The following is a 26,558-nucleotide window of genomic DNA, read 5'->3' as shown; positions in this document are numbered from 1 at the left end:
TTCAAAGGCTCCTGCGACGTTGCTGATGCTGGCGTCGCCGCACGCCGACAGCCTGCGCCAATTGCTGCAGCACCGTGACGCTATCGTTCCAGTCGATGCAGGCGTCGGTCACGCTCTGACCATAAACCAGAGGTTCGCTGGTGATGTCCTGGCGTCCTGCCAGCAGGTGACTTTCCACCATGACGCCGAAGATGCGCAGATCGCCGGCGGCAATCTGCGCACAGACATCCTCGGATACCAGCATTTGCCTTTGCGGGTCCTTCAGGCTGTTGGCGTGGCTGAAATCGATCATGACATTGGGTGGCAGGCCGGCTTTTTCCAGTTGGCGCGCCACGCTGTCGACGCTTTCCGCGTCGTAATTGGGCTTTTTTCCCCCCCGCAGGATGATGTGGCTGTCCTCGTTGCCGGTGGTGGAGAAAATGGCCGAATGCCCGGCCTTGGTGACGGACAGGAAGTGATGGGGGCGGCGGGCCGCATCGATGGCATCGATGGCCACCTTGATGGTGCCGTCGGTGGCGTTCTTGAAACCCACGGGGCAGGAGAGTCCGGAAGCCAGTTCCCGGTGCACCTGGCTTTCCGTGGTGCGCGCACCGATGGCGCCCCAGGCGATCAGGTCGGACACGTACTGCGGCGTAATCAAGTCCAGGTACTCGGTGGCGGCGGGCATGCCCATCTGGTTGAGTTCCAACAGCAGTTTCCGCGCCAGGCGCAGGCCCTTATTGATATTGTAGCTTTCGTTCAGCTCCGGATCATTGATCAGGCCTTTCCAGCCCACGGTGGTGCGCGGCTTCTCGAAGTACACCCGCATCACGATGGCGAGGTCCTGGCCCAGTTCCTCGCGCAGCGGGCGCAAGCGCTCGGCGTATTCCAAGGCTGCCTGAGGGTCGTGGATCGAGCAGGGACCGATGATGACCAGCAGACGATCATCGCGCCCGCCGAGGATTTCGTGGATCTCGCGTCGGGCTTGCAGGGTCGTCAGTGCGGCCTGTTCGCAGATGGGATATTCGTCATGCACGGCCACCGGGGGAATGACCTCCTTGATCTCGCAGATGCGAAGGTCATCGGTGTTGAACGCATTTCCCATGACAGTGGGCTCGGATGATTTCTTCATGGAGTGCTTGGGCTGAATGGTTTGATCGGGCCGCAGGCTACTCGGCGGCCACTAATCTTTTCATTTTAACCACTAAGCGTCGATCGTCGCTAGGTTTTGCGACCACCGCTGGTGCGGGAGGCGCGGGGCACAGGCCAGAGCGAAGCGTGTGCGGGGTGTGTTACATGCGGGTTCATGGCAGCTTCGCGCTTAAGGCGGTGGGGTCGTATAGGCTTGCCCGTGGCCGGACACTGCTAACGGGCCAATCAGCCGTGGGTGAGATCGGCCGTGGACTGGTGCTCCCGAAATGCCATTAAACGCCGCTCTCGGCTCCGTGTAGGCCATAGGATGCCGCGCAGGTTGCTGACCAGCCACCAGCGCCACACATTTTCGGGCACGCGGCGCAACGCGTACTGGGTGATCCCCGGTTCGAACTGCCAGTCGGTCTCGTACAGGGTGTGCCATGCGCCTACGCCGGGATCCAGTTGGGACGGGGCGACGGCGAGGGTGATCCGGGGCAGAACGTCGAGCGGGAGCCTCAGTTCGACATGGCAACCAGCGATCGGTTGGCTCGTCAGCACTTCGCCCGCGGGGCCAAGAACGTAAACCCGGCCACCCGGAAATTCAGCCGGCATGTCTTCGAAGCGCACGGTCAGGTGGATGGATGCGATTTTCGGATTGTCGCGGTCTGGCAAGCCCATAAAACACTCATGCGTTGCGTGTCGGGAGCAGCGCGGGTAAGCAGCCGGAATTACGAGGACGCGGATTCGGACTGAGCGCTGCGGCTGGGATTCAGGTCATCCCTATGGCCTGCGTACTCCGCCCGAACCGGGGCGGTTGTATCGTATCAATTAGGCCCAAAAGTACCCTCCTGGTATTTCGGGCCGACGCCAAGGTCGGTACGCGCCCGACCTTGGCTGACGCGGCCTGTGGCCGCGCCGGGGCATCCGTGCCCCGCATTAACCCCGCAAATTTAAGGGCCGGGTTAATGGCGGATGGTACTGACGGTATTTTGGGCCGCCTATGGGGAATTATACGTAAGGTCTGCCAGGCGTGGGCCCGGGCGCATCGGGCCTCTTGTCCGGTGCAATCGACGCCTCGCCCTTTCCATCGGCTGGCTGCCCCGGCGTCCTGCCGAGGGCGGAGACCAGGGCATCGAGCTGGTCGCTCCTGAATTCCAGCGTTACGTCCCGTTTGGGAAACGGGATGTGGATGCCCTCCTTGCGGAATACTTCATCGATTTCGAAACACAGATCACTCGTGACCGACTTGACCTTGTCCACGTCATTAATGATGGCGACCAATTCGAAATTCAGCGCACTGTCGCCGAAGCCCTTGAAGAATACGATCGGGGAAGGCGTGCGCCTGACCTCATGGTGTGCGTTCGCGATGGCCATCAACTGCTCGCGCACATACTTGGCGTCGGTGCCATAAGCCACGCCCACGGGGATTTGCACTCGCCCCAATTTGTCGGCGTAGGTGCGGTTCATGACCGCGTTGGCAATCAGGCTGGAGTTGGGGATGAAGACCGAGGCCTGATCGAAGGTGCTGACCTCGGTGGCCCGGACGCTGATCTTCTTGACGTAGCCTTGATGGTCGCCGACCACTACCCAGTCGCCCACCTTGATGGGGCGTTCCACCAACAGGATAAGGCCGGATACGAAATTGTTGACGATATTCTGCAGGCCGAGGCCGATGCCCACCGAGAGCGCGCCGGCGATGAGGGCCAGGCTGGAGAGGTCCACGCCGATGACGGAAACCGCCGTGGTGCCGGCGATGATGAAGCCCACGTAGCCCACCGAGGCGCGGATCGAGTTGCGGACGCCCATGTCGATGCGGGTTCGCGGAAAGATGCGCTGCTCGAGGGTGCGCTGTATCAGGCGCGTCAGGGTGAGCAGGGATACAAAGAGCAAGATGGCGAGGAAGATGTCCGCCAGGGAGATGGTGAGGTTGCCCAGCTTGAATCCGAGAATCGCCTCCGCAAGCCAGCCGGAAATATCGTGCTCGCCGGCACCCCACAGCACCATCAGCGCGATGATGCCGATGAGCACGACAATCACCCCCATTGTTTCCGTCACCCAGAAGCGCAGCATCTCGCTGCTCTCGTCGTTAAGGCTGAGCGAGGCCCTTATTTTCTGCCCGAGGTGGGTGTTCGCACTCAAGCTCTGCTCCACCGCTTCCGACAGGAGTGCTCTGGTCAATATCACCGCCACGTAGAGGCCGGCTGTCAATACGAACTGGGTCGCCAGCACCCGCGAGAGGGCGACGTAGCCGAGCAATGCCGAAGCAGGAATGGCCAGAACCAGAAGAGCGAGGAAAAAGCGCAGCCGTTGCCAGGGCCGGGGTTGCTGCGGGTGGGCGGCCGTTTCGTCGCTGTCCAGATTCCAGTTCTGGCGCCGCAGCAGTATCAGCAACAGGCCGGCGATGATCAGCCCCGAGATGAACTTGTGCACCACCGTCATTTCCAGGCTTGCGCCGTTCTGGTTGCTGAATTCGTCGGCAATGCGATCCAGGGCGAAGACTAGTGCAATCAGGGTCAGAGTTCCGCTGACTGAACGCGCCGCCGCGTCGCCGATTTGCACGATGCGCCATTCCGGTTCAAACGGCGCGAGGGCGGCGCGGCAGAAGGCGGCGACGAAGAAGACGAAGATGAAGGCCAGCAGCGCCGTTTGCGCAATCACCTGGCCGGCATCGGAGAGCATTCCGGATACGGTGAGTGCTAGATACACCGCGATGGCGGCGGCGGACGGCAGCAGGATGCGGATGAAGCCGGTGAAAAGCGCGGTGCGCAGACGCTGGGCGTGGCTGGGCTCCCCCTCCAGGGTGATGTAGCCGAATCGCCGCAGGAGCCAGAGGCGCAGGGGCCAGACCAGCACAAAAGCGGCCACGATGCCCAGGGACAGTTGCAGGGCGAAGCGGGGAGCGGAACCGTTCGAAAGCTGTCCCGCTCGCCAGGAGTCGAATTCCTGAGACGCCGCCGCCAAGGAGTCACTCAGTTCGCCCAGGGCCTTCTGCCAGACGGAGGGCGAGAGGGGAGAAGGGCCTCGCGTCAGCAGGCGTTCCGTGAATCGCGTGCGGCGCAGGCTGGCCAGCTTGTCGAGGATACGGTCGGCATGGGCGATCACCAGTTCCGCTTCCTTGATGGTTCCTTCCGAAGCGGTGAGGCGGTCGCTGATGGCCTTGCGTTTGGCCGCCACCGAGGGTGACTCGGCGGGCGCGCCCTCTCCGGGTGGAGGACCCAGCGTATCCAGTTCGCTCTGAATCTGCTTGGCCTCGGGCCGCGCCGCCTCGGTGGCGGCGATGGCCTCCAGGCGAAGGTCCGTCATCTCGGCGCGTAACTCATCCAGGCGGTCGTCGGCCAGGTCCGGCTTAAGCAGGTTCTTCTCGGTGCGCTCGAGCACGGCGTTCCACTCCTTGACCAGGGTGCTCAGCAGCTTCGGCGTGGTGGGGTCGTCGGCGCGGGTGGCGCCCATGATCACGGTGCCTAACACCAGAAGGAAGGAGAGGAAGGGAAGAATGCGGCTGCTGGGAAGACTGGGCATGGGCGATGCTGCGTATGGCTTGCGTTTCGCACCATATCAGCAATCAACGTGCCCGCAGTCAAGACGGAGAGTCGTTCGTCACGGGCTATGCGGCTTTGCGTCGCGGGCACGATGCGGAGTCATTGTCATCTGTGCCTCGTGTGGGTCGCCTCGCGGCCCGCGAGTGTCGTGTTGAGGCGTCAGTTGCGCAGGTCTCCGCGGCTCGCGAAGGCAGATTCATGCCCGTCGGCATGTGACTGCGCCGCGAGCCGGTCGCGACTCTTAAAGGTAATCGTCCATGAGACGCTTGATGCGTTCCAGGTTCTCCGGGGATATATCTATGATCTGGAAGCCGGCCCAGTATTTGCCGGGATCGTTGCTGTTCTCTCGCCAGAGGCTCTCGGCTCCCAGCCGGACCGACTGGCCGCCGCAGGCGGGCGGGAGTTCCAGTCCCAGTTGAAACACGCGGTTGATTTCCAGAGGCGTCGAGCACAGCAGCATGAAACCGCTGAGGCTGATGTCCACCAAATAACCCAGCAGAACTTCGCGGTCATGGTCCATCACGGCGACAGGTTGGGTGACCTTCTTTCGGGGGTGTTGCCTGCGTTCTGCCATGGGCGTTTCCTGTTGCTCGGGGAGGCCGGCCGCCGTTGGGGTTCCTCTTGCGGGCTGTCGCCGGAAGTCTCGTTCGTCCTTGAACATCTGTAAGGTTAGAAGCCGATAGCCGAAGCTTCAACCGGCAAGGCGCTGGCGGCATGCGTCATTGCTTGTGCTGGCATGCCATTTGTTCTAATGTTAGCCTTCCAAAAATTGAGCTTCAGCGTGGCGATGAGCAAAAGGAACGCGTTTTATGCCCAGTCTGGCGGCGTCACCGCCGTCATCAATGCCTCGGCCTGCGGATTGATTGAAGCGGCCCGGCAAGCCCCGGACCGCATTGGCACCTTACTGGCCGGGCGCAATGGCATCATAGGCGCGCTCACCGAGGATCTGATCGACACCGGAGCGGAGAGCCCTGAGGCCATAGCCGCCCTGCGCTACACGCCGTCCGGCGCGTTTGGTTCCTGCCGCTACAAGCTGAAGGGCCTGGACGAAAACCAGGCCCAGTACGAGCGCCTCATCGATGTGTTCAAGGCCCATGACATCGGCTACTTCTTTTATAACGGCGGCGGCGATTCCGCCGACACCTGCCTGAAGGTGTCGCAGTTGGCCGACAGGTTGGGCTACCCGATCCAGGCCATCCACATCCCCAAGACCGTCGACAACGACCTGCCCATTACCGACTGCTGTCCCGGCTTCGGGTCGGTGGCCAAGTACATCGCCATTTCCACTCGCGAAGCCAGCTTCGACGTGCGTTCCATGTGCGCGTCGTCCACCAACATCTTCGTGATCGAGGTCATGGGCCGCCATGCCGGCTGGATCGCCGCTGCCGGCGGGCTGGCGGCCGATGCGGGGCACGATATCCCATTGGTGATCCTGTTTCCCGAGGTCACTTTTGATCCGGAGCGATTTCTGGCGACCGTGGCCGCCAAGGTCAAGGCCTATGGCTATTGCTCGGTGGTGGTATCCGAAGGTGTCAAGGGCGCGGACGGGAAGTTCCTGGCCGATTCCGGCACCAAGGACGCCTTCGGCCACTCCCAGCTCGGCGGCGCTGCTCCCGTCATCGCACGGCTGATCAAGGACTCCCTGGGGTTCAAGTACCACTGGGCGGTGGCGGACTACTTGCAGCGCGCGGCGCGCCACATCGCTTCCAAGACCGATGTGGAGCATGCCTATGCCCTGGGAAAAGCAGCCCTGGACCTGGCTCTGGATGGCATGAATTCGGTGATGCCGACCATCGTGCGGGTCGCTGCCGAACCCTATCAATGGAAGATCGGCTTCGCTAATCTCGAGGACGTGGCCAATGTGGAGAAGAAGATGCCGCGCGAGTTCATCAGCGAGGACGGGTTTGGTATTACACCAGCCTGCCGCGCCTATCTGCAGCCCCTCATCGAGGGTGAGGATTATCCGCCCTACAGGGATGGCCTGCCGGATTACGTGACGCTTAAGAACCAGGGCGTGGAGAAGAAGTTGGCCCAGGACTTCAAAGTCTGAATCCCAAATCGCAACAAGACGACCGACCTTCAATAATCATAACTAACGAGGAGCCCATCCATGTCGAACTCCCTGATCGGTTGCGCCAGTGCATGCGCGGCCCAAGTCCTGAGCGACCGCCGCTCCCGAAACATCACGTTTGTCGGCCTGGCCGAATTCGTGCTCATCGGTCTGTTCGTGGATTTCGGTACGGCGCTGGCTTTCGTCGCGGCGCTGGCCGCCGTGGTCTATGGCATCCAATCCATCGCCTGGATCAATGCGCAACCGCCCGGCAATGCGCGCATGGTCGAGATCGCTTCCGCAATCCAGCAGGGAGCCAGCGCCTATCTTAATCGGCAGTACAAGACCATCGGCTACGTGGGCGTCGGCCTTTTCCTGATCATCGGTTTCGCCTTGGGTTGGCCTGTGGCTTTCGGTTTCGCCGTGGGCGCCATCCTCTCCGGTGCCACCGGGTTCATCGGCATGAACATCTCGGTGCGCTCCAATTGCCGTACCGCTCAGGCCGCCAGTAACGGCATGGACGCGGCTTTCGGCGTGGCCTTCCGTGGCGGCGCCATCACCGGCCTGCTGGTGGTCGGCCTGGGCCTCATGGGGGTCGCCGGCTACTACGCGGTGCTCAAGTTCGTGGGCGCTTCGGACCCCTTGCATGCTCTGGTCGGCCTGGCCTTCGGCGGATCGCTGATCTCCATCTTCGCCCGTCTCGGCGGTGGAATCTTCACCAAAGGTGCCGACGTGGGCGCTGACCTGGTGGGTAAGGTCGAGGCCGGCATTCCGGAGGACGACCCGCGCAACCCGGCGGTCATCGCGGACAACGTGGGTGACAATGTAGGCGACTGCGCCGGCATGGCGGCGGATCTCTTCGAGACCTATGCCGTGACCTTGGTTGCGACCATGCTGCTGGGAAGCATCCTGTCTGAAGGCGCGGACCGCGCCGTGGTGTACCCGCTGATCCTGGGCGCCATTTCCATTATCACGTCCATCATCGGCACCTTCTACGTCAAGATCACCCCCGGCAAGAAAATCATGAGCGCCCTCTACAAGGGGGTGATCGTGTCCGGTGGCTTGGCCGCAGTGGCTTTCTATCCCATCACCCTGATGATGTTCGGCGGCAGCACCTTCATGGGCGGGGTCGAAGTGACCGGCCACAGCCTGTTCTTCGCGGCCCTGATCGGTCTGGTGCTCACTGCCTTGATGGTGGTCATCACCGAGTATTACACGGCTACCGAGTTCAATCCCGTGCGCCACATCGCCGAAGCCTCCACCACCGGCCATGCCACCAACATCATCGCTGGCCTGGGCGTTTCCATGAAGGCCACGGCGTTGCCGGTGATCGCAGTCTGTGCCAGCATCTGGGGCGCCTATGCCATGGCAGGCCTCTATGGCATCGCGATCGCCGCCACAGCCATGTTGTCCATGACCGGCATGATCGTGGCCCTGGACGCCTACGGCCCCATTACCGACAACGCCGGCGGCATCGCCGAGATGGCGGAACTGCCGGAAGCCATCCGCAACATCACCGATCCCCTGGACGCCGTGGGCAACACCACCAAGGCCGTGACCAAGGGCTACGCCATCGGATCGGCAGGCCTGGCGGCCCTGGTGCTGTTCGCCGATTACACCCATAACCTGGGCGGCGAGGTACTGTTCGACCTGTCCAACCACATGGTCATCATTGGCCTGTTCATCGGCGGTCTGGTGCCTTATTTGTTTGGCGCTTTGGCCATGGAAGCCGTGGGGCGCGCCGCGGGCGGTATTGTCAACGAGGTGCGCCGGCAGTTCCGGGAAATCCCGGGAATCATGGAACACAAGGCCAAGCCGGACTACTCCCGCGCCGTGGACATGCTCACCAAGGCGGCCATCCGCGAAATGATCGTGCCCTCGCTGTTGCCCATCGCGGTGCCGTTGATCGTCGGCCTGTTGCTGGGCAAGGAGGCACTCGGCGGCGTGTTGATCGGTTCCATTATCACCGGATTGTTCGTGGCCATCTCCATGACCACCGGCGGTGGCGCCTGGGATAACGCCAAGAAGTACATCGAGGATGGTCAGTTCGGCGGCAAAGGGTCCGAGGCCCACAAGGCGGCCGTGACTGGCGACACCGTCGGTGATCCTTACAAGGACACCGCGGGTCCCGCCATCAATCCCATGATCAAGATCATCAACATCGTAGCGTTGCTGATCGTGCCGCTGATCAGTTGAGCGGCGCTGCCTGAGCCAAAAAAGCCGGCCCATGTGGCCGGCTTTTTTACGCGCGCAGGATGACTGGCCAAGGCAGGTTCCGCCCGCGGGCCGTGCTACCATTAAACACTATCGCTTTTCCCGGCTGGCCGATGCTTCATAAGACCCCGCTTCATCAGCAGCACCTGGATGCCCACGGGCGCATGGCCGCCTTCTGCGGCTGGGAGCTGCCTTTGCACTTCGGCTCGCAAATCGAGGAACATCACGCTGTGCGGCGGGATGCCGGCATGTTCGACGTGTCCCACATGACCCTGACCGACCTGGCCGGCGCAGGCGCCTGGGATCTGCTGGGCCGCGTTCTGGCCAACGACGTCGGGCGTCTGCGTCCCGGTCAGGCCGCTTATGGCTGTCTGCTCAATGAAAGGGCCGGCATCGTGGACGATGCCATCATCTATCGGGTCGATTCGGACAGCTATCGGCTGGTCTCTAACGCCGCGACGCGGGAGCGTGTCCGCGCCTGGTTGCACTGGCATGCACAGGGGTGCGCGGTGACGCTCGCTCCGCGGGACGATCTCGCGATGGTCGCGGTGCAAGGGCCTGCGGCGCGGGCCAAGGCAGCAAGTTGCCTGCCGCCGGCCCTGCGCCGGGACGCGGCCGGCCTTGCTTCTTTCGAGAGCGTCAGTTTCGGGGATTGGCAGGTGGCCTGCACCGGTTACACCGGGGAAGACGGTTACGAGGTGATGCTGCCGCGCACCGATGTTCAGGTTTTCTGGCAATGCCTCGAAGGCGCGGGCGTTCGACCCTGCGGTCTCGGCGCGCGTGACACCTTGCGGCTGGAGGCCGGAATGCGGCTTTACGGCACGGATATGGACGAAACACTGACCCCGCTCGATGCCGGCTTGCTCTGGACCGTCGCCTGGCAGCCCGAGGATAGGCACTTCGTCGGCCGCGACGCGCTAAGCAAGCGCCGGCTTGAGGGGGAGTCGGTTCGCTTTGCAGGCCTGGTTCTGGAGGGTCCCGGAGTCCTGCGCCAACACCAGAAGGTCAGGATCGAAGGCTTGGGCGAAGGCACGGTCACCAGCGGCGGATTTTCTCCCACCCTGGGCCGCGGCATTGCCCTTGCGCGATTGCCGCCCGGCGCCTACGCGCACTGTCAGGTGCAGGTGCGTGAGACTTGGCGCGAGGCGACGGTGGTCAAGCCGTGTTTTGTCAAGCTCGGTCAGTCGCTGGTGGAGGGGATTGATGCGATCCGATGAATGCGGCTTAGCCCTCAAGCGGCGGCGCTCCCGCCCGCCGCGCTCCCCTTTTCGCGCGCGGGCGGTCTCGGTATCATGCCATCGGTCATGGGGGCTGCGGCGGGGTTATGGACGGCGACGCCTGTGGCCGGGCCGTTGTTGCCAGCCGGCAGGAAGCGGCACTTGGCCGAGCTCGGAGAACATTCTTTTGGGTCCCGGCAGCACGGCCCGCTGTGTTGAGGGTCCGGAGTTCCCGGACGTGTGGAAATGCACTAACCATGGAAATCAATAGATGGGTTGGCTGACTCGCATACTGGGCGGAAAAGACAAGAGTGCAGTAGGTGAGGGCACCGAAGCCCAAGTCACGCCTGCGCAGGCCCCGGCGCAACGCAAGGGTGGCGGTGGTTCGCTGTCTATCACCCTGGATATCCTTAGGGAACTGTTCCCGATCCGCAATCTGAGCGAGGAAGAAGTCAGTACCTTCGCCATGGATCGCACGGCCGAGGCTTTTCCGGCCGGTACCATCCTGTTTACGCGGGATACGGAGGCCGAATCGATTTTCTACCTGCTGGACGGAACCGTGCTGATGGAACTGGGCGAAAACAACAACTACGCGGTTCAGTCCGGAACGGCCAAGGCGCGTTTCCCATTGTGCAGCGGCAAGCGTTACAGCGCCACCGCGACCGCGCAAACCGATGTGCAGGTGCTGCGAGTTTCGCCCAAGCTCATGTGGCGCCATTCGCACCGGGATCCCGCCTTGCTGCAGGCTTTGGACCCGCAGGATCCATCCATCCCCGACAACGTGCGCGGCACCCGGCTGTTTCAGGCGTTCTGCCAGTTCTATCGCGACGAGGAACTGACGATCCCGTCTCTGCCGGATGTGGCCATCAAACTGCGCAAAGCCATGGAGCTTCAGGCGGACGTGTCGGAAGTGGTCGCCATCGTGCAGCTCGATCCGGCCATCGCCGCCAAGCTGGTGCACGTAGCCAACAGTCCGCTTTACCTATCCGCCAACCAGATTCACAACCTGCGCGACGCGGTGCTGCGCCTGGGCCTTGCGGCGACACGCAATCTGGTGATCAGCTACAGCTTGCGTCAGATATTTCAGTGCAAGGAACCGTTCCTCAATGAACTGCTGCACGAGGAGTGGAAGAAGAGCATTTACCTGTCCTGCCTGTGCTACGTGCTGGCTTCGGAAAACCGGGGAATGGATGCGGAAGAGGCCCTGTTGGCCGGGTTGATTGCCGACATCGGTGTGGTGCCCTTCCTCTATTTCGTGGAGAACTTCCCCCGTGAGTACTGGTCGCCCATCGACGTGGCCGATGCGCTGCCCTGGATTCGCGGGCCCGTGGGTACGTTTGTACTGAATCGTTGGGATTTCACCCCGCAGTTGATGGAGATTCCCCAGCGCGCCGAAGACTGGTTCCATGACAGCGGACACGGGCTGCGCCTGAGCGACATCGTCGTGCTGTCGCGCCTGCATTCTTACATTGGGTCCCCGCGTATGGTGGAACTGCCCTCCATCAATTCAATCCCGGCCTGCGGCAAACTGCAGAACGGCGAACTTTCGCCTGCCCATTCCCTCAAAGTGTTGCATGACGCAAAGGACAAGATCAGCCAGGCCATGAAGTTTTTTGAAACCTGATCGCCCCTCAGAGTCTGTGAAAAATCGCAGCAATCGGGACGCGTAGTAGATATTTTCACAGCCTCTCAGGATAGCGCCTTGAGCGGCCCATTAACCTTGAACCCATCATCCCGTTGACCATGAGCAATCCGTTATTGGAGACCCCGGAACTTCCCGCTTTTTCCAAGATTCAGCCGCAGCACGTGGTGCCGGCCATCGATCAGATCCTCGCGGAAAGCCGCTCGGCGATCGAAGCCCTGCTTGCGCCAGGCAAAGTCTACACCTGGGAAAACCTGGTGCAGCCACTGGAGGACCTGGATGATCGCCTGAACAAGGCCTGGTCGCCGGTAGGACATATGAATTCCGTGGTGAACACCGATGAGCTGCGTGAAGCCTATAACGCCTGCCTGCCCAAGCTCAGCGAGTACCACACCGAATTGGGCCAGAACGAGGCCTTGTTCGAAGCCTACCGGGGTCTGAGCGAGAGCCGTGAGTTCGCGTCGCTGGATCCGGCGCAGCAGAAGATCATCGAGGACGCCTTGCGCGACTTCAAGCTGTCCGGCGTCGCCTTGCCACCCGCGCAGAAGGCGCGCTACAAGGAAATCGCCCAGGAACTGTCGCGACTCACCAGTCAGTTCCAGGACAACCTGCTCGATGCCACCAATGGCTGGAGCCGCCACATCGAGGATCCGGCCCTGCTGGCGGGAATTCCCGAGTCGGCGGTGGCCATCGCCCGGCAGACCGCCGAGCAGGCTGGCAAGAGCGGCTGGGTGTTCAACCTGGAGTTCCCGTCCTATTTTGCCGTGATGACCTATGCCGACGACCGCGAACTGCGCCGTGAGTTCTACACGGCCTACAGCACGCGCGCATCGGATCAGGGCCCCAATGCCGGGCGCTGGGATAACACCCAGATCATGGAGCAGATCCTCGCCTTGCGCCACGAGGAAGCGCAGTTGCTGGGGTTTGCCAATTTCGCCGAACTCTCCCTGGCAACCAAGATGGCGCGCTCGGCGGATGAGGTGACGCATTTCCTCACCGACCTTTCGGAGCGTTCTCTGCCATTCGCCCGCAAGGACCTGGACGATCTCAGGGCCTTCGCGCGCGAGCAGCATGGTCTGGAGGACCTGCAATCCTGGGATGTGGGCTATTACTCGGAGAAGCTGCGCCAGCATGCCTTCGCCATCTCGGAAGAGGAAATCAAGCCTTACTTTCCGGCGACCCAAGTGGTGCCGGGCATGTTCAAGGTGGTGGAGACCCTTTACGGCCTTCAGATCCGAGAGGTGGAAGGCGTGGACGTGTGGCATCCGGATGTGCGCTTCTACGAGATTCGCGACCGCCTGGACGAGGTACGCGGCCGGTTTTACCTGGACTTGTACGCCCGGCCCAAGAAGCGGGGCGGGGCCTGGATGGACGAATGCGTCACCCGCCGCAAGCGGGGCGGGCAGGTGCAGGTGCCGGTGGCCTTTCTGACTTGCAACTTTACCCCGCCGGCAGGCTCCGACCCGGCGCTGCTGAGACACGACGAGGTGCTGACCCTGTTCCACGAGTTCGGTCACGGCCTGCACCACATGCTGACCCGCATCGATTACCTGGGCGTCTCCGGGATTCACGGGGTTGAGTGGGATGCAGTGGAACTGCCCAGCCAGTTCATGGAGAACTTCTGCTGGGAGCGGGAGGCCCTGGCCTTGATTTCCGGCCACTACCAGACCGGTGAATCTCTGCCGGAGGAGCTTTATCGCAAGATGATCGCCGCCCGCAATTTCCAGTCCGGCATGCAGATGGTGCGGCAACTGGAATTCAGCCTGTTCGATTTCCGGCTGCACCGCGAATACGATCCGGCGCTGGGAGGGCGCGTCTACGCGATTCTCGACGAAGTGCGCAAGCAGACGGCGGTGATGATTCCGCCGCCGTTCAACCGCTTCCCGCACAGCTTTTCGCACATCTTCGCCGGCGGCTATGCCGCGGGCTATTACAGCTACAAGTGGGCGGAGGTACTGTCCAGCGACGCCTTCTCGCTGTTTGAGGAGAGGGGCATCTTCGATCAGGAAACCGGCCATGCGTTCATGGAGAAGGTGCTGGAGCGCGGTGGCAGTCGCAAGGCCATGGACTTGTTCGTGGACTTCCGCGGCCGGGAGCCCGAGATCGACGCCTTGCTGCGGCACAACGGCATTGCCGCCTGAAAGCCTGATTTGCGTGACCATACACCGGGGGAGGTTGGGATGAAGAGTCGAACCATGCGTATGCCGATGGGGCTGCTTGCGGCCAGCGCCGTCATAGCGACAGCAGCGTGGGCCGCGGCCAGTTGCCAGGACGACTGTAAGGGGGATCTGGAGGCGGCCCTACGCGCCTGCCAGGTCAATTATGCCAAGGATCCGGACAACCTCAGCGACTGCCAGGAGAACGCGCAAAGGACCTATCAGGCCTGCATGGAAGACTGCAAGGGCTGATTTCTTTTGTGGGGAGAGAGCGAGGCGGGTGTGAGTTGGGATAAGCTTCGTCGATGATCTGGGATTTTTCACCAGTCGCCTTCGAACTTTCGCTGGCGGGCCGGCATTGGCCGATTTACTGGTATGGCCTGTTCTTCGCGTCCACCTTCGTCTATGGCCTTATCATATTCCGCTATATCTTCCGGCAGGAAGGGCGGCCGCTCGATCAGGTCTACGATCTGGTCCTCTACGTGATCGGCGGAACAGTAATCGGGGCGCGGCTCGGGCATGTCCTGTTCTATGACCCAGGGCACTATCTCCACCAGCCTTGGAAGATTCTTTACGTCTGGGAAGGCGGTCTCGCTAGCCATGGCGCGGTGGTCGGCATATTGACCGGCATATGGCTGTATTCGAGGCGTTTTCCGCGCCAGCCCTTTCTATGGGTCTGCGACCGCATCGGGATGGCGGTCCCCTTGTCGGGTTGCCTGATCCGCATCGGTAACTTCTTCAATTCCGAGATACTGGGTCGACCTGCCGAGGTTCCCTGGGCCGTGGTGTTCGCGCGGGTCGATGCCGTGCCGCGCCATCCGGTGCAGCTTTACGAGGCGCTCAGCTATCTCGTGATTTTCCTGCTGCAGTTTCGCTACTATCTGGCGCACAAGGAAAACACGCCTCCAGGCTACCTGTTCGGCCGCTTTTTCGTGCTGGTGTTCGGCGCAAGGTTCTGCCTGGAATTCTTCAAGGAAGGCCAGTCTGCCTTCGAAAGCGGGTGGCTGCTTAGCATGGGTCAGTGGCTGAGCCTGCCCGCCATCGCGGTGGGTGCGCTGCTCATCTTCCGCTCACGGCGCTTGAGTCCACAGGGGGCTTGAGGCCTAGTCCGGCCAGCGCACGCGCAGAAACTCCCCAGGAGCTTCGCGGCTGGAGCCGATGATGAGGCGTTTCATGCCTGACTCCGACTCTTCCACGATTCCGGCGGCCTCAACCCGTTCCCCGGCCCAGGCTTGGCCGACATAGGTGTGGGTGAAGCTCAGGATTTCGCTGATGTCGCTGTGCTCGATCCGGTAGCGGGCAGGGTGGCCGAAGGCCTCGGCCGCATCCAGTACACTCGCCGATAGAGTCAATGCCCCCCGCTTGTTCCAGCGCTCGGTATCCGGAGTTCTACATTCTTCCACCAAGGCCAGATCGAACTTGGTTCCTTCCAAGGCGCCCTTGTTGCCCTTGCGGCGCTCATGCCGCACGAAGTCTTCAAAATCCAGCGAGCAGCCGCGGCGCTGGTAGGCGTCGCACCAGCCGGCCTCATCCAATTCATCCAGCGTACCTTCCGCCTGAGATTGCATGACCGCCGCGCGTGCGCGGAAAAAGGCGTCTCGCCCATACACCACAAGATCCAGATCGGAGGTAGCGGTTTGCCGGCCGATGAGTAATGAGCCGGTGACGCCCAGGGTCTCGGTGCTCACCCCGGCTTTCGCCAACAGGCCCACCAGTCGAAGCAGTTTGGTTTCCAACGGATCGGCAGGCCCGTGCCGCAGCAGGTCTTGCACGCGGTCCCGTGGTCGATGATGGCGGTGAATGGAGTCCAGGGGAACCCCATGCAACTGTGCCTGCAGGCGCGCCGAACGGTGAAGATAGCGGGGAAAGTGTGACTGCAGCAGGCGGTTCGCCGCGTCGGTCCCGATTTTGGCGAGTCTTCCGGCGCGCGGCGCATAACGGAGAAAGCCGAGCACGCGGTCGCCCTCGACCTGTGGGTCGACCACGGCGAAAACCAGGCCCTCGTGGGTCTCGATAAAGTCGCGGGGAAAGAAGTCCATCAGGGTGTCAGGGATTGCGGATAGAGGGCGCGGCTGCCGTCCATGTCACCGGTTTCCCGGTAATTCATGGGTTGTGCGTCCGGGTCGACGATGCCGCCATCCGTGACCCGCCCCAGGATGATCCTGTGGTCGCCCGCCTCGCATTCACCCGCCAGACGGCATTCGAACCAGGCCGGGGCGTCTTCGAGGATGGGGGCGCCGCAGGGGCTGGCGCGCCAGGGGATGCCCGCCAGCTTGTCCACGCGGGAAGACTGCCCGAAATGCCGCGCCAATTCGAGTTGCCCTTGGGCGAGCACGTTGACGGTGAAGGCCCCGTTTTCCTGGATCAGTCCATAGGAGGAGTGTGCGGGGCTGATGCTCAATGCCAGCATGGGCGGGTCGAAGGACGTTTGCATCACCCAGGCTGCTGTGAAGGCGTTGCGGCGCCCGGCGCAAGCGGCGCCCACCACGTAAACGCCGTGGGTGATGTTTTGGAACAGCAGGTGCGTGGCTTTGCTCATGAGAGGATCCAGGATAATGAGGCCTTCTTGCGCTTGGGCGCCGTTGTGGCTGGACGGCATTATATAATGACAGGGTCGAGCGCCAGCGAACCGGCGGTCCGATCACTTATTTCTTCGCGAGCGTGCGACTGGAATGAACAAACTGACCCATTTCAACGAGTCCGGCGCCGCCCACATGGTGGATGTGGGGGACAAGCCCGCGACCCAGCGGGTCGCCGTGGCGGAAGGCTATATCAGCATGCGGCCGGAAACCTTGTCCCTGATCATGGGAGGGAGCCATAGCAAAGGCGATGTGCTCGGCATTGCGCGCATCGCCGCGATCATGGCCAGCAAGCGCACCGCCGATCTGATTCCACTCTGTCACCCAATCGCCATCAGCTACGTGGGTGTGGATCTGGAACCGGAGCCGAACTGCAGCCGGGTACGCTGCGAGGCGACGGTGAAGACTGCCGGTGCGACCGGCGTGGAAATGGAGGCCCTGACAGCCGTGCAGGTGGGCCTGTTGACCATCTATGACATGTGCAAGGCGGTGGACCGTGGTATGAGCATCGAATCGGTCCGCCTTCTGGAAAAATCCGGCGGTAAATCGGGGGCCTGGGTGCGCAATGACGTGGAGACGTGATTTGTGAGCGCCGCGATCCTAGGGATATCGAAGCGGTCGCCTGGTACGTGATGCGACGACCTGTGATCGGGCTGATTCCAGCTGGGGGCGTGGGATCGCGCATTGCGCCGCTGCCCATGAGCAAGGAACTGTATCCCCTGGGTCTAACGGCACCGGATGCGGGGGGCGCGGTGCGTCCCAAAGTGGTGAGCGAGTTCCTGCTGGAGAGGATGCGTCTGGCCGGCGTCGAGCGGGCCTTTTTCATCCTGCGTCCCGGCAAATGGGACATTCCCGCCTATTTCGGCGATGGCTCCGCCGTGTCCATGAAACTGGGCTACCTGGTTCTCGGGGTACCCTACGGCGTTCCCTTTACCCTCGATCAGGCCTATCCCTTCGTGCAGGACGCGGCAGTCGTGCTTGGGTTCCCCGATATCCTTTTCACTCCAGAGGATGCCTATTGCCGCATTCTTTCACGGCTTGACCAGGGCCGCGCCGATGTGGTCCTGGGGCTGTTCCCGACGGATCAGCCACACAAGGCCGGTATGGTCGACGTGGATGATCAGGGGCGCGTGAAACAGGTGATCGAGAAACCCACGGCCTCGACTCTGCGCCACATGTGGGCGATCGCCGCGTGGACCCCTTGCTTCTCCGCGTTTCTGCACGAGCATGTGCAGGATCTGCTCCGCCAGCCCGATCTGCCGGCGGCCCCGGAACTGCCCATCGGCGACGTGATTCAGGCCGCCATCGAGCGCGGCATGGCGGTCGAGGCTGAATTATTTGAAGCCGGCAGTTATCTGGATATCGGAACGCCTGGCGACTTGATGCTGGCGGCGCATCGTTTCTCCTCCACCTCTGGAAACGCGCAATAAGTCCATCCTGGATGTCGCCGCCCTCGTCATCGGAAGCGCGGCCTCCCGGTTCGTTTTCAGTCGTGCTCGCCTTGACCGGGATTGCTCAAATGTGGTGCGTTATGCTGGGTGTTTTGCACAAAACGCACATTTATGGTGCATTGTTGTGTGACTGGCCCATACCGGCACAGGCGACAAGCTGTGGTTTTGTTGCAAAAAATCAAACTTTTTTAGCAAAAATGCCAATGGCATGCACTATGCTTGTCACATGGACTAGAGGCAATGCCTTCTAAGTTGGTTTAACCAAGAGGACAGCAAAAATGAAACAAGTAACAGCGCATGGCCGATTGCTGGCTCAGCCCCTTGCATTCGGAATCGCAATGGCCGTGTTTGGCGGACTGGCCCATGCAAAGAACCTGACTGAGGCCAGTGGCTTGCTGGAGACGGTAGGCGATCCAAACGAGAGTCAGTTCATGAAAGATGTGGGTTTGAAGATCGGCGGCTGGATCAACGCCGGTATCAGCACCAACTTCAATTCTTCGCCGGGCAACTACAACGGCCCCGTGACCTTCGGCGACCGCACCGCGGAACCGCAGGTCAACCAGATTTATCTATATGTGCAGCGCGCGGTCAATACGGAAGGCGACAGCTGGGATATCGGAGGCCGCTTCGATTTCATGTATGGTACCGACGCGGTGTTCACCCAGGCCTACGGTTCGCCGAGTGGCCATTGGGACTTGAACCTGACCAATGAGCGCTTCTACAACATCGCCTTGCCGCAGGCCTATGCGGAGATCTTCGCGCCCATCGGCAACGGCATCACCATGAAGATCGGTCACTTCTACACCATCATCGGTAACGAAGTGGTGACCGCTCCGGATAACTTCTTCTACTCCCATGCCTACACCATGCAGTACGGCGAGCCATTCACCCATACCGGTGTGTTGTTGAGCTACCCCGTAACGCCGAACATCACCGTCATGGGCGGTGGCACGACCGCCAGCGATTTTGCCGGTTGGGACGGTGCCTGGGACAAGGGCCTTGGCAACTGGGCATTCCTCGGCGGCGTAACCTGGACCAGCGACGACAAGGGTTCGTCCGTAGCGGCGACCGCCACCAGCGGCTCGATTTCCGAGCATGACAACAACAACTGGAGCCTCTACAGCCTGGTCGGCAAGCATGACATCATCGAAGGCTTGCACTACACCATTCAGCACGACCATGGTTGGGCGGGAAAGATCGGAACGGACGGCGGCGACGCGGAATGGTACGGCGTGAACCAGTACCTGACCTATGACATTCAGGAAGACCTGGGCGTCGGTATCCGTGCCGAGTGGTTCCGCGATGACGACGGCGTCCGCGTGTTCTCTCCGGCGCGCCAACTGGGTGCCTTGCCTGCGGCCAGCTACTATGCGATCACCGCCGGCGTGAACTGGAAGCCGCTGAAATGGCTGACCGTGCGTCCCAATGTGCGCTATGACTGGTCCGACAAGGCCGAGGCCTTCAACAACGGCGGCGCCAACGTGGGCTATGCCGGCAACCGTCAGGATCAGGTGCTGGTATCCACCGACGTGGTGCTCATGTTCTGACAGCCGTGCGGCAACGGCCTGTACCCGGAAAATGCGCCCTCGTGGCGCATTTTTCATTTTTCAGTCAATTTCATCAATTAGGCATCTGATTTCGGGTCAATTTCAGATGCTCTGCTAGGCTTATTCCTACACCCGGCGAACCGGGTGTCATTCCTCGACGTCCCGGTTCCCGCAAGGTATCCATTTCAATAGATCGCCATTGCCGCATCCATGCGTAGGGCAAAGCGAGGACCTCATGAAAATCAAACAACAGATTCAGGCCGGTTTCCTGGCAGTGCTTTTGATCATGCTGGGAAGCATCGGATTTGGCTCGTTCCAAATGAGCCAGATTGAAAACCGGCTTGAGGATATCGTCGACGACGATTTCACCAAGCTTCAAGCGATCAATGCATTACGCGAGGCCATACGCGAGGAAGGCATGGCCATCCGCAACCTGATGCTGATGACCGATCCGGAAATTCAGTCCGAAATGAAAGCCCGGGTTCCCAAGCAGCGGGACGAATATGCGAAGAACGAGCGATTCCTGCGGGAGACCGTGGTCAGTGCGGAGGGCAAGTCGTTTCTGCACAAGCTAGACGGCTTTAAGGTAGAAGCCCTGGCCTTGAATGACCAGACCCTGGAGTTGCTGCAGCGGGGCAAGCTGGCGGAAGCCAGCGCCTTCTTCTACGAGAAGGGTCGATTGCCGAACCGGAACTGGTTGCTGACCCTCGATGCATTCCGCAATCAGCAGATGGAATTGACCAATCAGGTTTACGGCGAGGCAAAAGGCGCCTTCCGCATGGCCATCGGCGTCATGGTGGTAATCAGTGTGGTTGCGCTCCTTGCTGCATTTTGGGTCAGCAAGCGACTGGCTTGCCGGATCTATGACCAACTGGGCTGCGAGCCGTCGGAAGCGGCGGAGTTCGCCGAGCGTCTGGCTGCGGGCGACTTGAGCGCACGCCTTGACACCCAGGGCAAGCCAGCGCGGAGTCTCGTGATGGCGCAGCAGAAAATCGTGGAATCCATCGCAGCCCTGGTGGCTGCCGCCGACAGCCTGGTACAGGCGGCAGTGGCCGGGCGCTTGGATACCCGCGCGGAGCTCGGCAGCTTGCAGGGTGAGTACCGAAAGATCGTGGAAGGTGTGAATCGGACCATGGACTATGTGGTCGGGTATCTGGATAACATGCCCCTGCCCGCCATGGTCATCAGCAAGGAACGTGAAGTGCTGTACATGAACAAACGGGGGGCTGAACTGGGCGCTTCCAGCAAGTCCCGACTGTTGGGACAAAAGTGCTTCGATCACTTCAATACCGGTGATTGTCATAGCGGGGGATGCGCCTGCCTCAAGGCCATGGCGAGCAACAACCAGGTCAGTTCGGAGACCGTGGCCAGGCCTGGCAACCTGGAGCTGGACATCAAATATATCGGGATGCCGGTCCGCAACCTTCGTGGCGAGATTACCGGCGCCTTCGAAGTGGTCATGGACGAGACGGACATCAAGAAAGCGCAGCGGCTGGCCAAGAAAATTGCCGATTTTCAGTCGGTTGAAGCCGAGAGGGCCGGTGCGGCGCTGCGCAAGCTGGCTGTGGGCGATCTCGACATCCAGGTGGCGGTTGCTTCCAGCGACAAAGACACCGAGGAAGCGGCCGCGGGCTGCAGGATGATTGCCGACTCCATAGAAAAAGTCGTCGCCAGCGTCGGCAGCCTTATCGAGGACTCCACCATGCTCTCGAATGCCACGCTGCAGGGCAATCTGCAGGCGAGGGCCGAGGAAGCGCGCCATCAGGGCGACTATCGTAGGATCGTGCAGGGAATGAACGATACATTGAGCGCGGTGGCCGCACCGATTGTCGAAGTGGTGCGGGTGCTCGGGGCCCTGGCTCGAGGCGACCTCACCGAAAGGATCACGGCGGACTACAAGGGCACCTTTGCGGCTTTACGCGATGATGCCAATGTCACCGTTGAGAACCTTTCAAGGAGCGTGGAGTCGATCCGCGAAGCCACGGATGCCATCAATACGGCCTCGCGGGAAATTGCCATGGGCAATGCCGATCTTTCGCAGCGCACGGAGGAGCAGGCCTCAAGCCTGGAAGAAACCGCCTCCAGCATGGAGGAGTTGGCGTCCACGGTAAAACAGAACGCCGACAACGCTCGCCAGGCCAACCAAATGGCGGTGGCGGCCTCCGATGTGGCGGTGCGCGGCGGCGACGTGGTGCAGCAGGTGGTGGGCACCATGAATGCCATCAACGAAAGCTCGCGCAAGATCGTGGACATCATCAGCGTCATCGACGGCATTGCCTTCCAGACCAACATCCTGGCGCTCAACGCTGCGGTGGAAGCGGCACGCGCCGGCGAGCAAGGCCGCGGCTTCGCGGTGGTGGCGGGCGAGGTGCGCAACCTGGCGCAACGTTCGGCGGCGGCGGCCAAGGAGATCAAGACGCTGATTGGCGATTCGGTGGAAAAGGTGGAAGACGGGGCCAAGCTGGTCTCGCAGGCCGGCCGCACCATGGACGAGATCGTCTCGGCGGTGAAACGGGTGACCGACATCATGTCCGAAATCGCCGCCGCCTCGGTGGAGCAGAGCAGCGGTATCGAGCAGGTCAATCAGGCCGTAACCCAGATGGATGAAACCACCCAGCAGAACGCCGCGCTGGTTGAGGAGGCGGCTGCCGCCGCCGAATCCCTGGAAGAGCAGGCCGGCAATCTGGCGCATACGGTGGCGCAGTTCCGCCTGGATCAGCAAGCCGTCGCACCAGGCGCAAGGCCCAAGCCGGCTCGCCAGCTCCCCAATCCTCCAAAGGCGCCCGCCAAGGCCAAGGGGCCGTCTGCCAAGCGCGCCTTGCTCGTGAACGGACCGGAGGCCGATGACTGGACCGAGTTCTAGGCCCCAGGCTCACATGCGATCCGGGTAGGGCCACAAAGCCCTGCTCGGGTTGCCTCAGGTTTTGAAGATACCGTACTGGTAAGCGATGCGCGCCATGTCCGCCGAGGTGTTGACGTTGAGCTTGCTCTTGATGATGGTGCTGTAGTTGGCTACGGTCTTGTAGCCAAGGCTCAGTTCATCGGCCACCTCCCGGGTGGTGTAGCCCTGCGCCAGCAGGCAGAACACGTCGAACTCCCGGGCCGATAGATTGTTGAGCGCCGCCACGTCCTCGCAGGCGATGGTCTGCAAGGCCAGGCGCTGGGCGATGTGCGGTTCGATGTACTTCTCGCCGCGGGCTATCCGTTCCACCGCTTCCACCAGCATTTCCGGCGCGCAACTCTTGGTGATGAAGCCGTTGGCGCCGGCTTCCAAGGCCCTTACCACATACACCGGTTCGTCATGCATGGTGAAGGTGAGTATCTTCGCTAGTGGATCGCGGCTGCAGATACGCCGGATGGTCGCCAGACCGCCGATGCCGGGCAGGCTCAGGTCCATCACCGTGACGTCCGGCGACTTCTCCGCATACAACTGACACGCTTCCTCGCCCCGTTCCGCCTCGCAGGTGACCTCGATGTTTCCCGAACGCGCCAGCAGCAGGCGATAGCCGGTGCGTACCACCGCATGGTCGTCCACCAGCATGACGGAAATTTTCTCAGCCATGATGAATCCCTCCGCATGGGACCGTGACGCCGACGCGAACGCCTTGTCCGGGTCCGGTCTCGATCCTGAAATCCCCATCCAGGCTGGCGACTCGCTCGCGCATGCCAAGCAGTCCAAAGCCGGTGCTGGGCTGAGCCGGATCGAATCCGCGTCCATCGTCCTCGATCGACAACAGGACACAGTGCGGCTCCGAACCTGCCGGCTCGAGGCCCATGCGAATCCGCACGGAGCGGGCTTCGGCATGCTTCACGACATTGGTCAGACATTCCTGCACGATGCGGAACAGATGGATCTTCGCTGAACCTGCGAGTTCCTCCACCCGCTCATCGAAGTCGCACTCCACGCGTATTCCAGGGTTGCGGCAGCGCCAATTCTTCAGCATGTCCTCCAGGGACGCCAGCAATCCCAGGTCCTCCAGCATCATGGGGCGGAGGCTGCGCATCATGCCCTTCACCACGTCGAACAGATGGTCGCAGATGCCCATGATGGCATCCACTGCCTCGTTGTTTTGCGGGCCGGCGGATGAATCCCTAAGCGATGCGGCCATGACCTTGACCGCGCTCAGCGATTGACCGAGTTCGTCATGCAGTTCCTGCGCGATGTGGCGCCGCTCTTCTTCCTGGATCGCCAGGGATCTCTGGGTCAGGGCGCGGTTCTCGCTGCGGGCTTTGGACAGGGAGGCGAAGGTGTGATTGAACGCGCCGGAAATACGATCGAACTCGGGCAAGGAGAAGCGCGGCATGGGCTTGCCGTAGTTGCCCTGCTCGATATCTTCCAGGCCTTGCAGGACGATGGATACGGACTTGAAGGCCCGGCCCAGGGTCACATGCACCAGCGCGTAGATGGTGATGACCAGGACGGCCATCATGAACAAAAAGCTGCGCGCCTCGTTCCAGGCCTCGCGGATCTCGTCCTCCGGGTTGGCCTCGATCAGCACGCTCAGCTCGGTACCGTCCGGTCCTTGCAGGCGGCGTTCCCCCACCAGGCGGTCCGGCATCACGGCCCAGGCGAACCAGGAAGGCGTCTGCTCGGCGGTGGTGGGCGGCGCCTGGCCCTCCATCCGGATGATCTTCTCCGGAAGCTGCCGCACCTGAATCTTCAAGTGGCGGGTCTTTTCCAGCAGCGCCAGCTGTTTCAGCCATTGCGGCAGGGAAGGCTCGCCGCTTTGCACCTGCACCAGTCCGGCGTCGATCAACTGCAGGGCCATCTTGGCCGAGGACTGGACTTCCGCGCGGACGGAACGGCGAGCGTCGTGGACCATGAACAAGGTCCCGATGCCGAAAATTGCCAGCACCGAGAGGCTGATCATGAGGTTTAGGCGGAAACGCAGGCTCAAGCTAAAACTCTTTTATAAAACGCGCAATTATGCGATGCCGCAAGCCGGGGTCATAGAGGATAAATTCCCGGCGTTCATCCTGTGATGCTGCTAGCCGGGCCGATGCTCTTTCCCTGCGCTGCGCTCGGGATAATTTCCTCCCGTTTCTCCTGAACAATTCAAGCGCTTATAAGGCGGAATTCCGTAGCTAGCTTGGCGTGCCAACGCGCAAAATTCCGCCGCTTTCGCAAGACAACAAGCCCGGCAGGGCGCGAGCACAATCCCAAAGGAGGAATCCATGCGTATTTCCAAACTGGCCGTCGGCGTCGGCGGCTCGGTACTGGCGGCAGGCGCCATGCTGGCTGCGGACGGCGTTTCTGCAAATGCCGATCTGGACCGGCTCTCCAAGGACGACAAGAACTGGGTCATGCAGACCAAGGACTACAGCGCCACCCACTTCAGCAAGATGACCCAGATCAACGTGGATACGGTGAAGAACCTGAAGGTGGCCTGGACCATGTCCACCGGCACCCTGCACGGCCACGAAGGTGCACCCCTGGTGGTGGACGGCATCATGTACATCCACACGCCGTTTCCGAACAACGTCTACGCGGTGGACCTTAACGATACCCGCAAGATCCTTTGGCAGTATAAGCCCAAGCAGAATCCGGCTGCACGCGCCGTGGCCTGCTGCGATGTGGTGAATCGCGGCGTCGCTTATGTGCCCGCTGGTGACCACGGTCCCGCCAAGATTTTCCTGGCCCAGTTGGACGGCAACATCGTCGCTCTCAACGCCAAGACCGGCGAAGAGATCTGGAAGATGGAGAACTCCGACATCGCCATGGGGTCCACCCTCACCGGCGCACCCTTCGTGGTGAAGGACAAGGTGCTGGTGGGTTCCGCCGGCGCCGAGCTGGGCGTGCGCGGCTATGTGACGGCCTACAACATCAAGGACGGCAAGCAGGAATGGCGCGCCTATGCCACGGGTCCCGACGAGGATCTGCTGCTGGACAAGAACTTCAACAGCAACAACCCCCACTACGGCCAGTTCGGTCTGGGTCTGCAGACCTGGGAAGGCGACGCCTGGAAGATCGGCGGCGGCACCAACTGGGGCTGGTATGCCTATGATCCCAAGCTGGACATGATCTATTACGGCTCCGGGAACCCGGCGCCGTGGAATGAGACCATGCGTCCCGGCGACAACAAGTGGACCATGACCATCTGGGGCCGCGACGTCGACACCGGCAAGGCCAAGTTCGGCTACCAGAAGACGCCGCACGACGAGTGGGATTACGCGGGCATCAACTACATGGGCCTGTCCGAGCAGGAAGTCGATGGCAAGATGACGCCGCTGTTGACCCACCCTGACCGCAACGGCCTGGTCTACACCCTGAACCGCGAGACCGGCGCCATGGTCAACGCCTTCAAGATCGATGACACCGTCAACTGGGTCAAGAAGGTGGATCTGAAGACCGGTCTGCCCATTCGCGATCCGGAATTCAGCACGCGCATGGATCACGAAGCCAAGGGCATCTGCCCCTCGGCCATGGGTTATCACAACCAGGGCATCGAGTCCTACGACGCCGACAAAAAGCTTTTCTTCATGGGGGTGAACCACATCTGCATGGACTGGGAACCCTTCATGCTGCCCTACCGGGCCGGCCAGTTCTTCGTGGGCGCGACCCTGAACATGTATCCGGGACCCAAAGGAACCCTGGGTCAGGTGAAGGCCATGAACTCGGTTACCGGCAAGATGGCCTGGGAAGTGCCTGAGAAGTTCGCGGTCTGGGGCGGCACCCTGGCCACGGCGGGCAACCTGGTCTTCTACGGCACCCTGGATGGCTACATCAAGGCCCGCGACTCTCGCACCGGCGAGTTGAAGTGGCAGTTCCAACTGCCTTCCGGCGTCATCGGCCACCCCATGACCTACGAGCACAACGGCAAGCAGTACCTCGCCATCTACAGCGGCGTGGGCGGCTGGCCGGGTGTGGGTCTGGTGTTCGACCTGAAGGACCCCACAGCGGGTCTGGGCGCGGTGGGCGCGTTCAAGGAACTGGCTCATTACACCCAGATGGGCGGCTCGGTGTTCGTGTTCTCCCTTTGATGCCACGGTTCCCGTGCTCCGCGCGGGAACGAATACCGGCGACGCGCCGCGTCCCGGATGCGAGCAGAG

The 26,558-nt window shown here is 61.7% G+C and carries 20 protein-coding genes; 12 read left to right on the top strand and 8 right to left on the bottom strand.

The genetic code is table 11. The annotated features are described in order from the left end of the window. Nucleotide 1: 1 nt before the first annotated feature. From aroG to EK23_RS14370, 4 genes are all read right to left on the bottom strand, one after another. Complete coding sequence (aroG, locus tag EK23_RS14385) at nucleotides 2-1,084, bottom strand: 3-deoxy-7-phosphoheptulonate synthase AroG (RefSeq protein ID WP_045226060.1); 1,083 nt, start codon at nucleotides 1,082-1,084, stop codon at nucleotides 2-4. Between the two features lie 272 nt (nucleotides 1,085-1,356). After that, the gene (locus EK23_RS14380) at nucleotides 1,357-1,791 is read right to left on the bottom strand and encodes a hypothetical protein (protein ID WP_045226059.1); all 435 of its coding nucleotides are present in this window, start codon (nucleotides 1,789-1,791) and stop codon (nucleotides 1,357-1,359) included. Nucleotides 1,792-2,121: 330 nt separating this feature from the next. Beyond that, nucleotides 2,122-4,632 (bottom strand): DUF3772 domain-containing protein, encoded by a 2,511-nt coding sequence (locus EK23_RS14375; protein WP_045226058.1) that lies wholly within the window; start codon nucleotides 4,630-4,632, stop codon nucleotides 2,122-2,124. A 261-nt stretch (nucleotides 4,633-4,893) separates the two neighbouring features. Then, nucleotides 4,894-5,226, bottom strand: a complete 333-nt coding sequence (locus tag EK23_RS14370; protein ID WP_045226057.1) for a PilZ domain-containing protein — start codon at nucleotides 5,224-5,226, stop codon at nucleotides 4,894-4,896. A gap of 213 nt (nucleotides 5,227-5,439) precedes the next feature. Between EK23_RS14370 and EK23_RS14365 the strand changes: the two genes are divergently transcribed. The 7 genes from EK23_RS14365 (at nucleotide 5,440) to lgt (ending at nucleotide 15,031) form a co-directional block, all read left to right on the top strand. Further along, entirely contained in the window at nucleotides 5,440-6,702 is a 1,263-nt protein-coding gene (locus EK23_RS14365; RefSeq protein ID WP_045226056.1) for a 6-phosphofructokinase, read from the top strand. Between the two features lie 60 nt (nucleotides 6,703-6,762). Beyond that, complete coding sequence (locus EK23_RS14360; RefSeq protein WP_082054198.1) at nucleotides 6,763-8,898, top strand: sodium-translocating pyrophosphatase; 2,136 nt, start codon at nucleotides 6,763-6,765, stop codon at nucleotides 8,896-8,898. A gap of 131 nt (nucleotides 8,899-9,029) precedes the next feature. Beyond that, nucleotides 9,030-10,133, top strand: a complete 1,104-nt coding sequence (gene gcvT, locus EK23_RS14355) for a glycine cleavage system aminomethyltransferase GcvT (RefSeq protein ID WP_045226055.1) — start codon at nucleotides 9,030-9,032, stop codon at nucleotides 10,131-10,133. A gap of 271 nt (nucleotides 10,134-10,404) precedes the next feature. After that, complete coding sequence (locus EK23_RS14345) at nucleotides 10,405-11,757, top strand: HDOD domain-containing protein (protein WP_052808192.1); 1,353 nt, start codon at nucleotides 10,405-10,407, stop codon at nucleotides 11,755-11,757. 119 nt (nucleotides 11,758-11,876) lie between these two features. After that, a complete protein-coding gene (prlC, locus tag EK23_RS14340; protein ID WP_045226053.1) occupies nucleotides 11,877-13,916 on the top strand; it encodes an oligopeptidase A in 2,040 nt (679 codons plus the stop codon). 39 nt (nucleotides 13,917-13,955) lie between these two features. Continuing rightward, on the top strand, nucleotides 13,956-14,183 hold the full coding sequence (locus tag EK23_RS14335; RefSeq protein ID WP_145998668.1) for a hypothetical protein: 228 nt from the start codon (nucleotides 13,956-13,958) through the stop codon (nucleotides 14,181-14,183). Between the two features lie 53 nt (nucleotides 14,184-14,236). Then, nucleotides 14,237-15,031, top strand: a complete 795-nt coding sequence (gene lgt, locus EK23_RS14330; RefSeq protein WP_052808191.1) for a prolipoprotein diacylglyceryl transferase — start codon at nucleotides 14,237-14,239, stop codon at nucleotides 15,029-15,031. A gap of 3 nt (nucleotides 15,032-15,034) precedes the next feature. On the opposite strand, the gene EK23_RS14325 is transcribed toward lgt, so the two are convergent. Further along, nucleotides 15,035-15,970 carry a hypothetical protein gene (locus tag EK23_RS14325; protein ID WP_045226051.1) on the bottom strand — a complete coding sequence of 312 codons (936 nt, stop codon included), beginning with the start codon at nucleotides 15,968-15,970 and terminating at the stop codon, nucleotides 15,035-15,037. Continuing rightward, nucleotides 15,970-16,470, bottom strand: coding sequence for a flavin reductase family protein (locus EK23_RS14320; protein ID WP_045226100.1), 501 nt, complete (start codon nucleotides 16,468-16,470; stop codon nucleotides 15,970-15,972). Before EK23_RS14320 ends, EK23_RS14325 begins: the two co-directional genes overlap by 1 nt. Nucleotides 16,471-16,603: 133 nt before the next feature. On the opposite strand from EK23_RS14320, the gene moaC reads away from it, so the two are divergent. From moaC to EK23_RS22570, 4 genes are all read left to right on the top strand, one after another. After that, entirely contained in the window at nucleotides 16,604-17,092 is a 489-nt protein-coding gene (gene moaC, locus EK23_RS14315) for a cyclic pyranopterin monophosphate synthase MoaC (protein ID WP_045226050.1), read from the top strand. Nucleotides 17,093-17,142: 50 nt separating this feature from the next. Then, nucleotides 17,143-17,940 (top strand): nucleotidyltransferase family protein, encoded by a 798-nt coding sequence (locus tag EK23_RS14310; RefSeq protein WP_268748185.1) that lies wholly within the window; start codon nucleotides 17,143-17,145, stop codon nucleotides 17,938-17,940. Between the two features lie 299 nt (nucleotides 17,941-18,239). After that, nucleotides 18,240-19,508 (top strand): porin, encoded by a 1,269-nt coding sequence (locus EK23_RS14305; protein ID WP_045226049.1) that lies wholly within the window; start codon nucleotides 18,240-18,242, stop codon nucleotides 19,506-19,508. A gap of 235 nt (nucleotides 19,509-19,743) precedes the next feature. Continuing rightward, entirely contained in the window at nucleotides 19,744-22,371 is a 2,628-nt protein-coding gene (locus EK23_RS22570; RefSeq protein WP_082054197.1) for a methyl-accepting chemotaxis protein, read from the top strand. Nucleotides 22,372-22,425: 54 nt separating this feature from the next. On the opposite strand, the gene EK23_RS14295 is transcribed toward EK23_RS22570, so the two are convergent. Next, nucleotides 22,426-23,070, bottom strand: coding sequence for a response regulator (locus tag EK23_RS14295; RefSeq protein WP_045226048.1), 645 nt, complete (start codon nucleotides 23,068-23,070; stop codon nucleotides 22,426-22,428). Beyond that, nucleotides 23,063-24,406, bottom strand: coding sequence for a sensor histidine kinase (locus EK23_RS14290; protein WP_045226047.1), 1,344 nt, complete (start codon nucleotides 24,404-24,406; stop codon nucleotides 23,063-23,065). Before EK23_RS14290 ends, EK23_RS14295 begins: the two co-directional genes overlap by 8 nt. Before the next feature lie 277 nt (nucleotides 24,407-24,683). Between EK23_RS14290 and EK23_RS14285 the strand changes: the two genes are divergently transcribed. After that, nucleotides 24,684-26,489: a methanol/ethanol family PQQ-dependent dehydrogenase gene (locus EK23_RS14285; protein WP_045226046.1), complete on the top strand. Its 1,806-nt coding sequence runs from the start codon at nucleotides 24,684-24,686 to the stop codon at nucleotides 26,487-26,489. Nucleotides 26,490-26,558: the final 69 nt, after the last annotated feature.

This window comes from Methyloterricola oryzae, from assembly GCF_000934725.1.
Lineage (GTDB): Bacteria > Pseudomonadota > Gammaproteobacteria > Methylococcales > Methylococcaceae > Methyloterricola > Methyloterricola oryzae.
Note: the sequence above shows the minus strand (reverse complement) of the source record. Positions and strands in the feature narration are given on the sequence as shown.

Bases quoted from the DNA above. Each gene is read 5' to 3' on its own strand.
- EK23_RS14345 (WP_052808192.1), top strand. From the start codon at position 10,405: ATGGGTTGGCTGACTCGCATACTGGGCGGAAAAGACAAGAGTGCAGTA.
- EK23_RS14295 (WP_045226048.1), bottom strand. From the start codon at position 23,070: ATGGCTGAGAAAATTTCCGTCATGCTGGTGGACGACCATGCGGTGGTA.
- EK23_RS14310 (WP_268748185.1), top strand. From the start codon at position 17,143: ATGCGACGACCTGTGATCGGGCTGATTCCAGCTGGGGGCGTGGGATCG.
- prlC (WP_045226053.1), top strand. From the start codon at position 11,877: ATGAGCAATCCGTTATTGGAGACCCCGGAACTTCCCGCTTTTTCCAAG.
- EK23_RS14305 (WP_045226049.1), top strand. From the start codon at position 18,240: ATGAAACAAGTAACAGCGCATGGCCGATTGCTGGCTCAGCCCCTTGCA.
- lgt (WP_052808191.1), top strand. From the start codon at position 14,237: ATGATCTGGGATTTTTCACCAGTCGCCTTCGAACTTTCGCTGGCGGGC.
- EK23_RS14285 (WP_045226046.1), top strand. From the start codon at position 24,684: ATGCGTATTTCCAAACTGGCCGTCGGCGTCGGCGGCTCGGTACTGGCG.
- EK23_RS14365 (WP_045226056.1), top strand. From the start codon at position 5,440: ATGAGCAAAAGGAACGCGTTTTATGCCCAGTCTGGCGGCGTCACCGCC.
- EK23_RS14360 (WP_082054198.1), top strand. From the start codon at position 6,763: ATGTCGAACTCCCTGATCGGTTGCGCCAGTGCATGCGCGGCCCAAGTC.
- EK23_RS14335 (WP_145998668.1), top strand. From the start codon at position 13,956: ATGAAGAGTCGAACCATGCGTATGCCGATGGGGCTGCTTGCGGCCAGC.
- EK23_RS22570 (WP_082054197.1), top strand. From the start codon at position 19,744: ATGAAAATCAAACAACAGATTCAGGCCGGTTTCCTGGCAGTGCTTTTG.
- moaC (WP_045226050.1), top strand. From the start codon at position 16,604: ATGAACAAACTGACCCATTTCAACGAGTCCGGCGCCGCCCACATGGTG.
- EK23_RS14380 (WP_045226059.1), bottom strand. From the start codon at position 1,791: ATGGGCTTGCCAGACCGCGACAATCCGAAAATCGCATCCATCCACCTG.
- EK23_RS14375 (WP_045226058.1), bottom strand. From the start codon at position 4,632: ATGCCCAGTCTTCCCAGCAGCCGCATTCTTCCCTTCCTCTCCTTCCTT.
- aroG (WP_045226060.1), bottom strand. From the start codon at position 1,084: ATGGGAAATGCGTTCAACACCGATGACCTTCGCATCTGCGAGATCAAG.
- EK23_RS14325 (WP_045226051.1), bottom strand. From the start codon at position 15,970: ATGGACTTCTTTCCCCGCGACTTTATCGAGACCCACGAGGGCCTGGTT.
- EK23_RS14320 (WP_045226100.1), bottom strand. From the start codon at position 16,470: ATGAGCAAAGCCACGCACCTGCTGTTCCAAAACATCACCCACGGCGTT.
- EK23_RS14370 (WP_045226057.1), bottom strand. From the start codon at position 5,226: ATGGCAGAACGCAGGCAACACCCCCGAAAGAAGGTCACCCAACCTGTC.
- gcvT (WP_045226055.1), top strand. From the start codon at position 9,030: ATGCTTCATAAGACCCCGCTTCATCAGCAGCACCTGGATGCCCACGGG.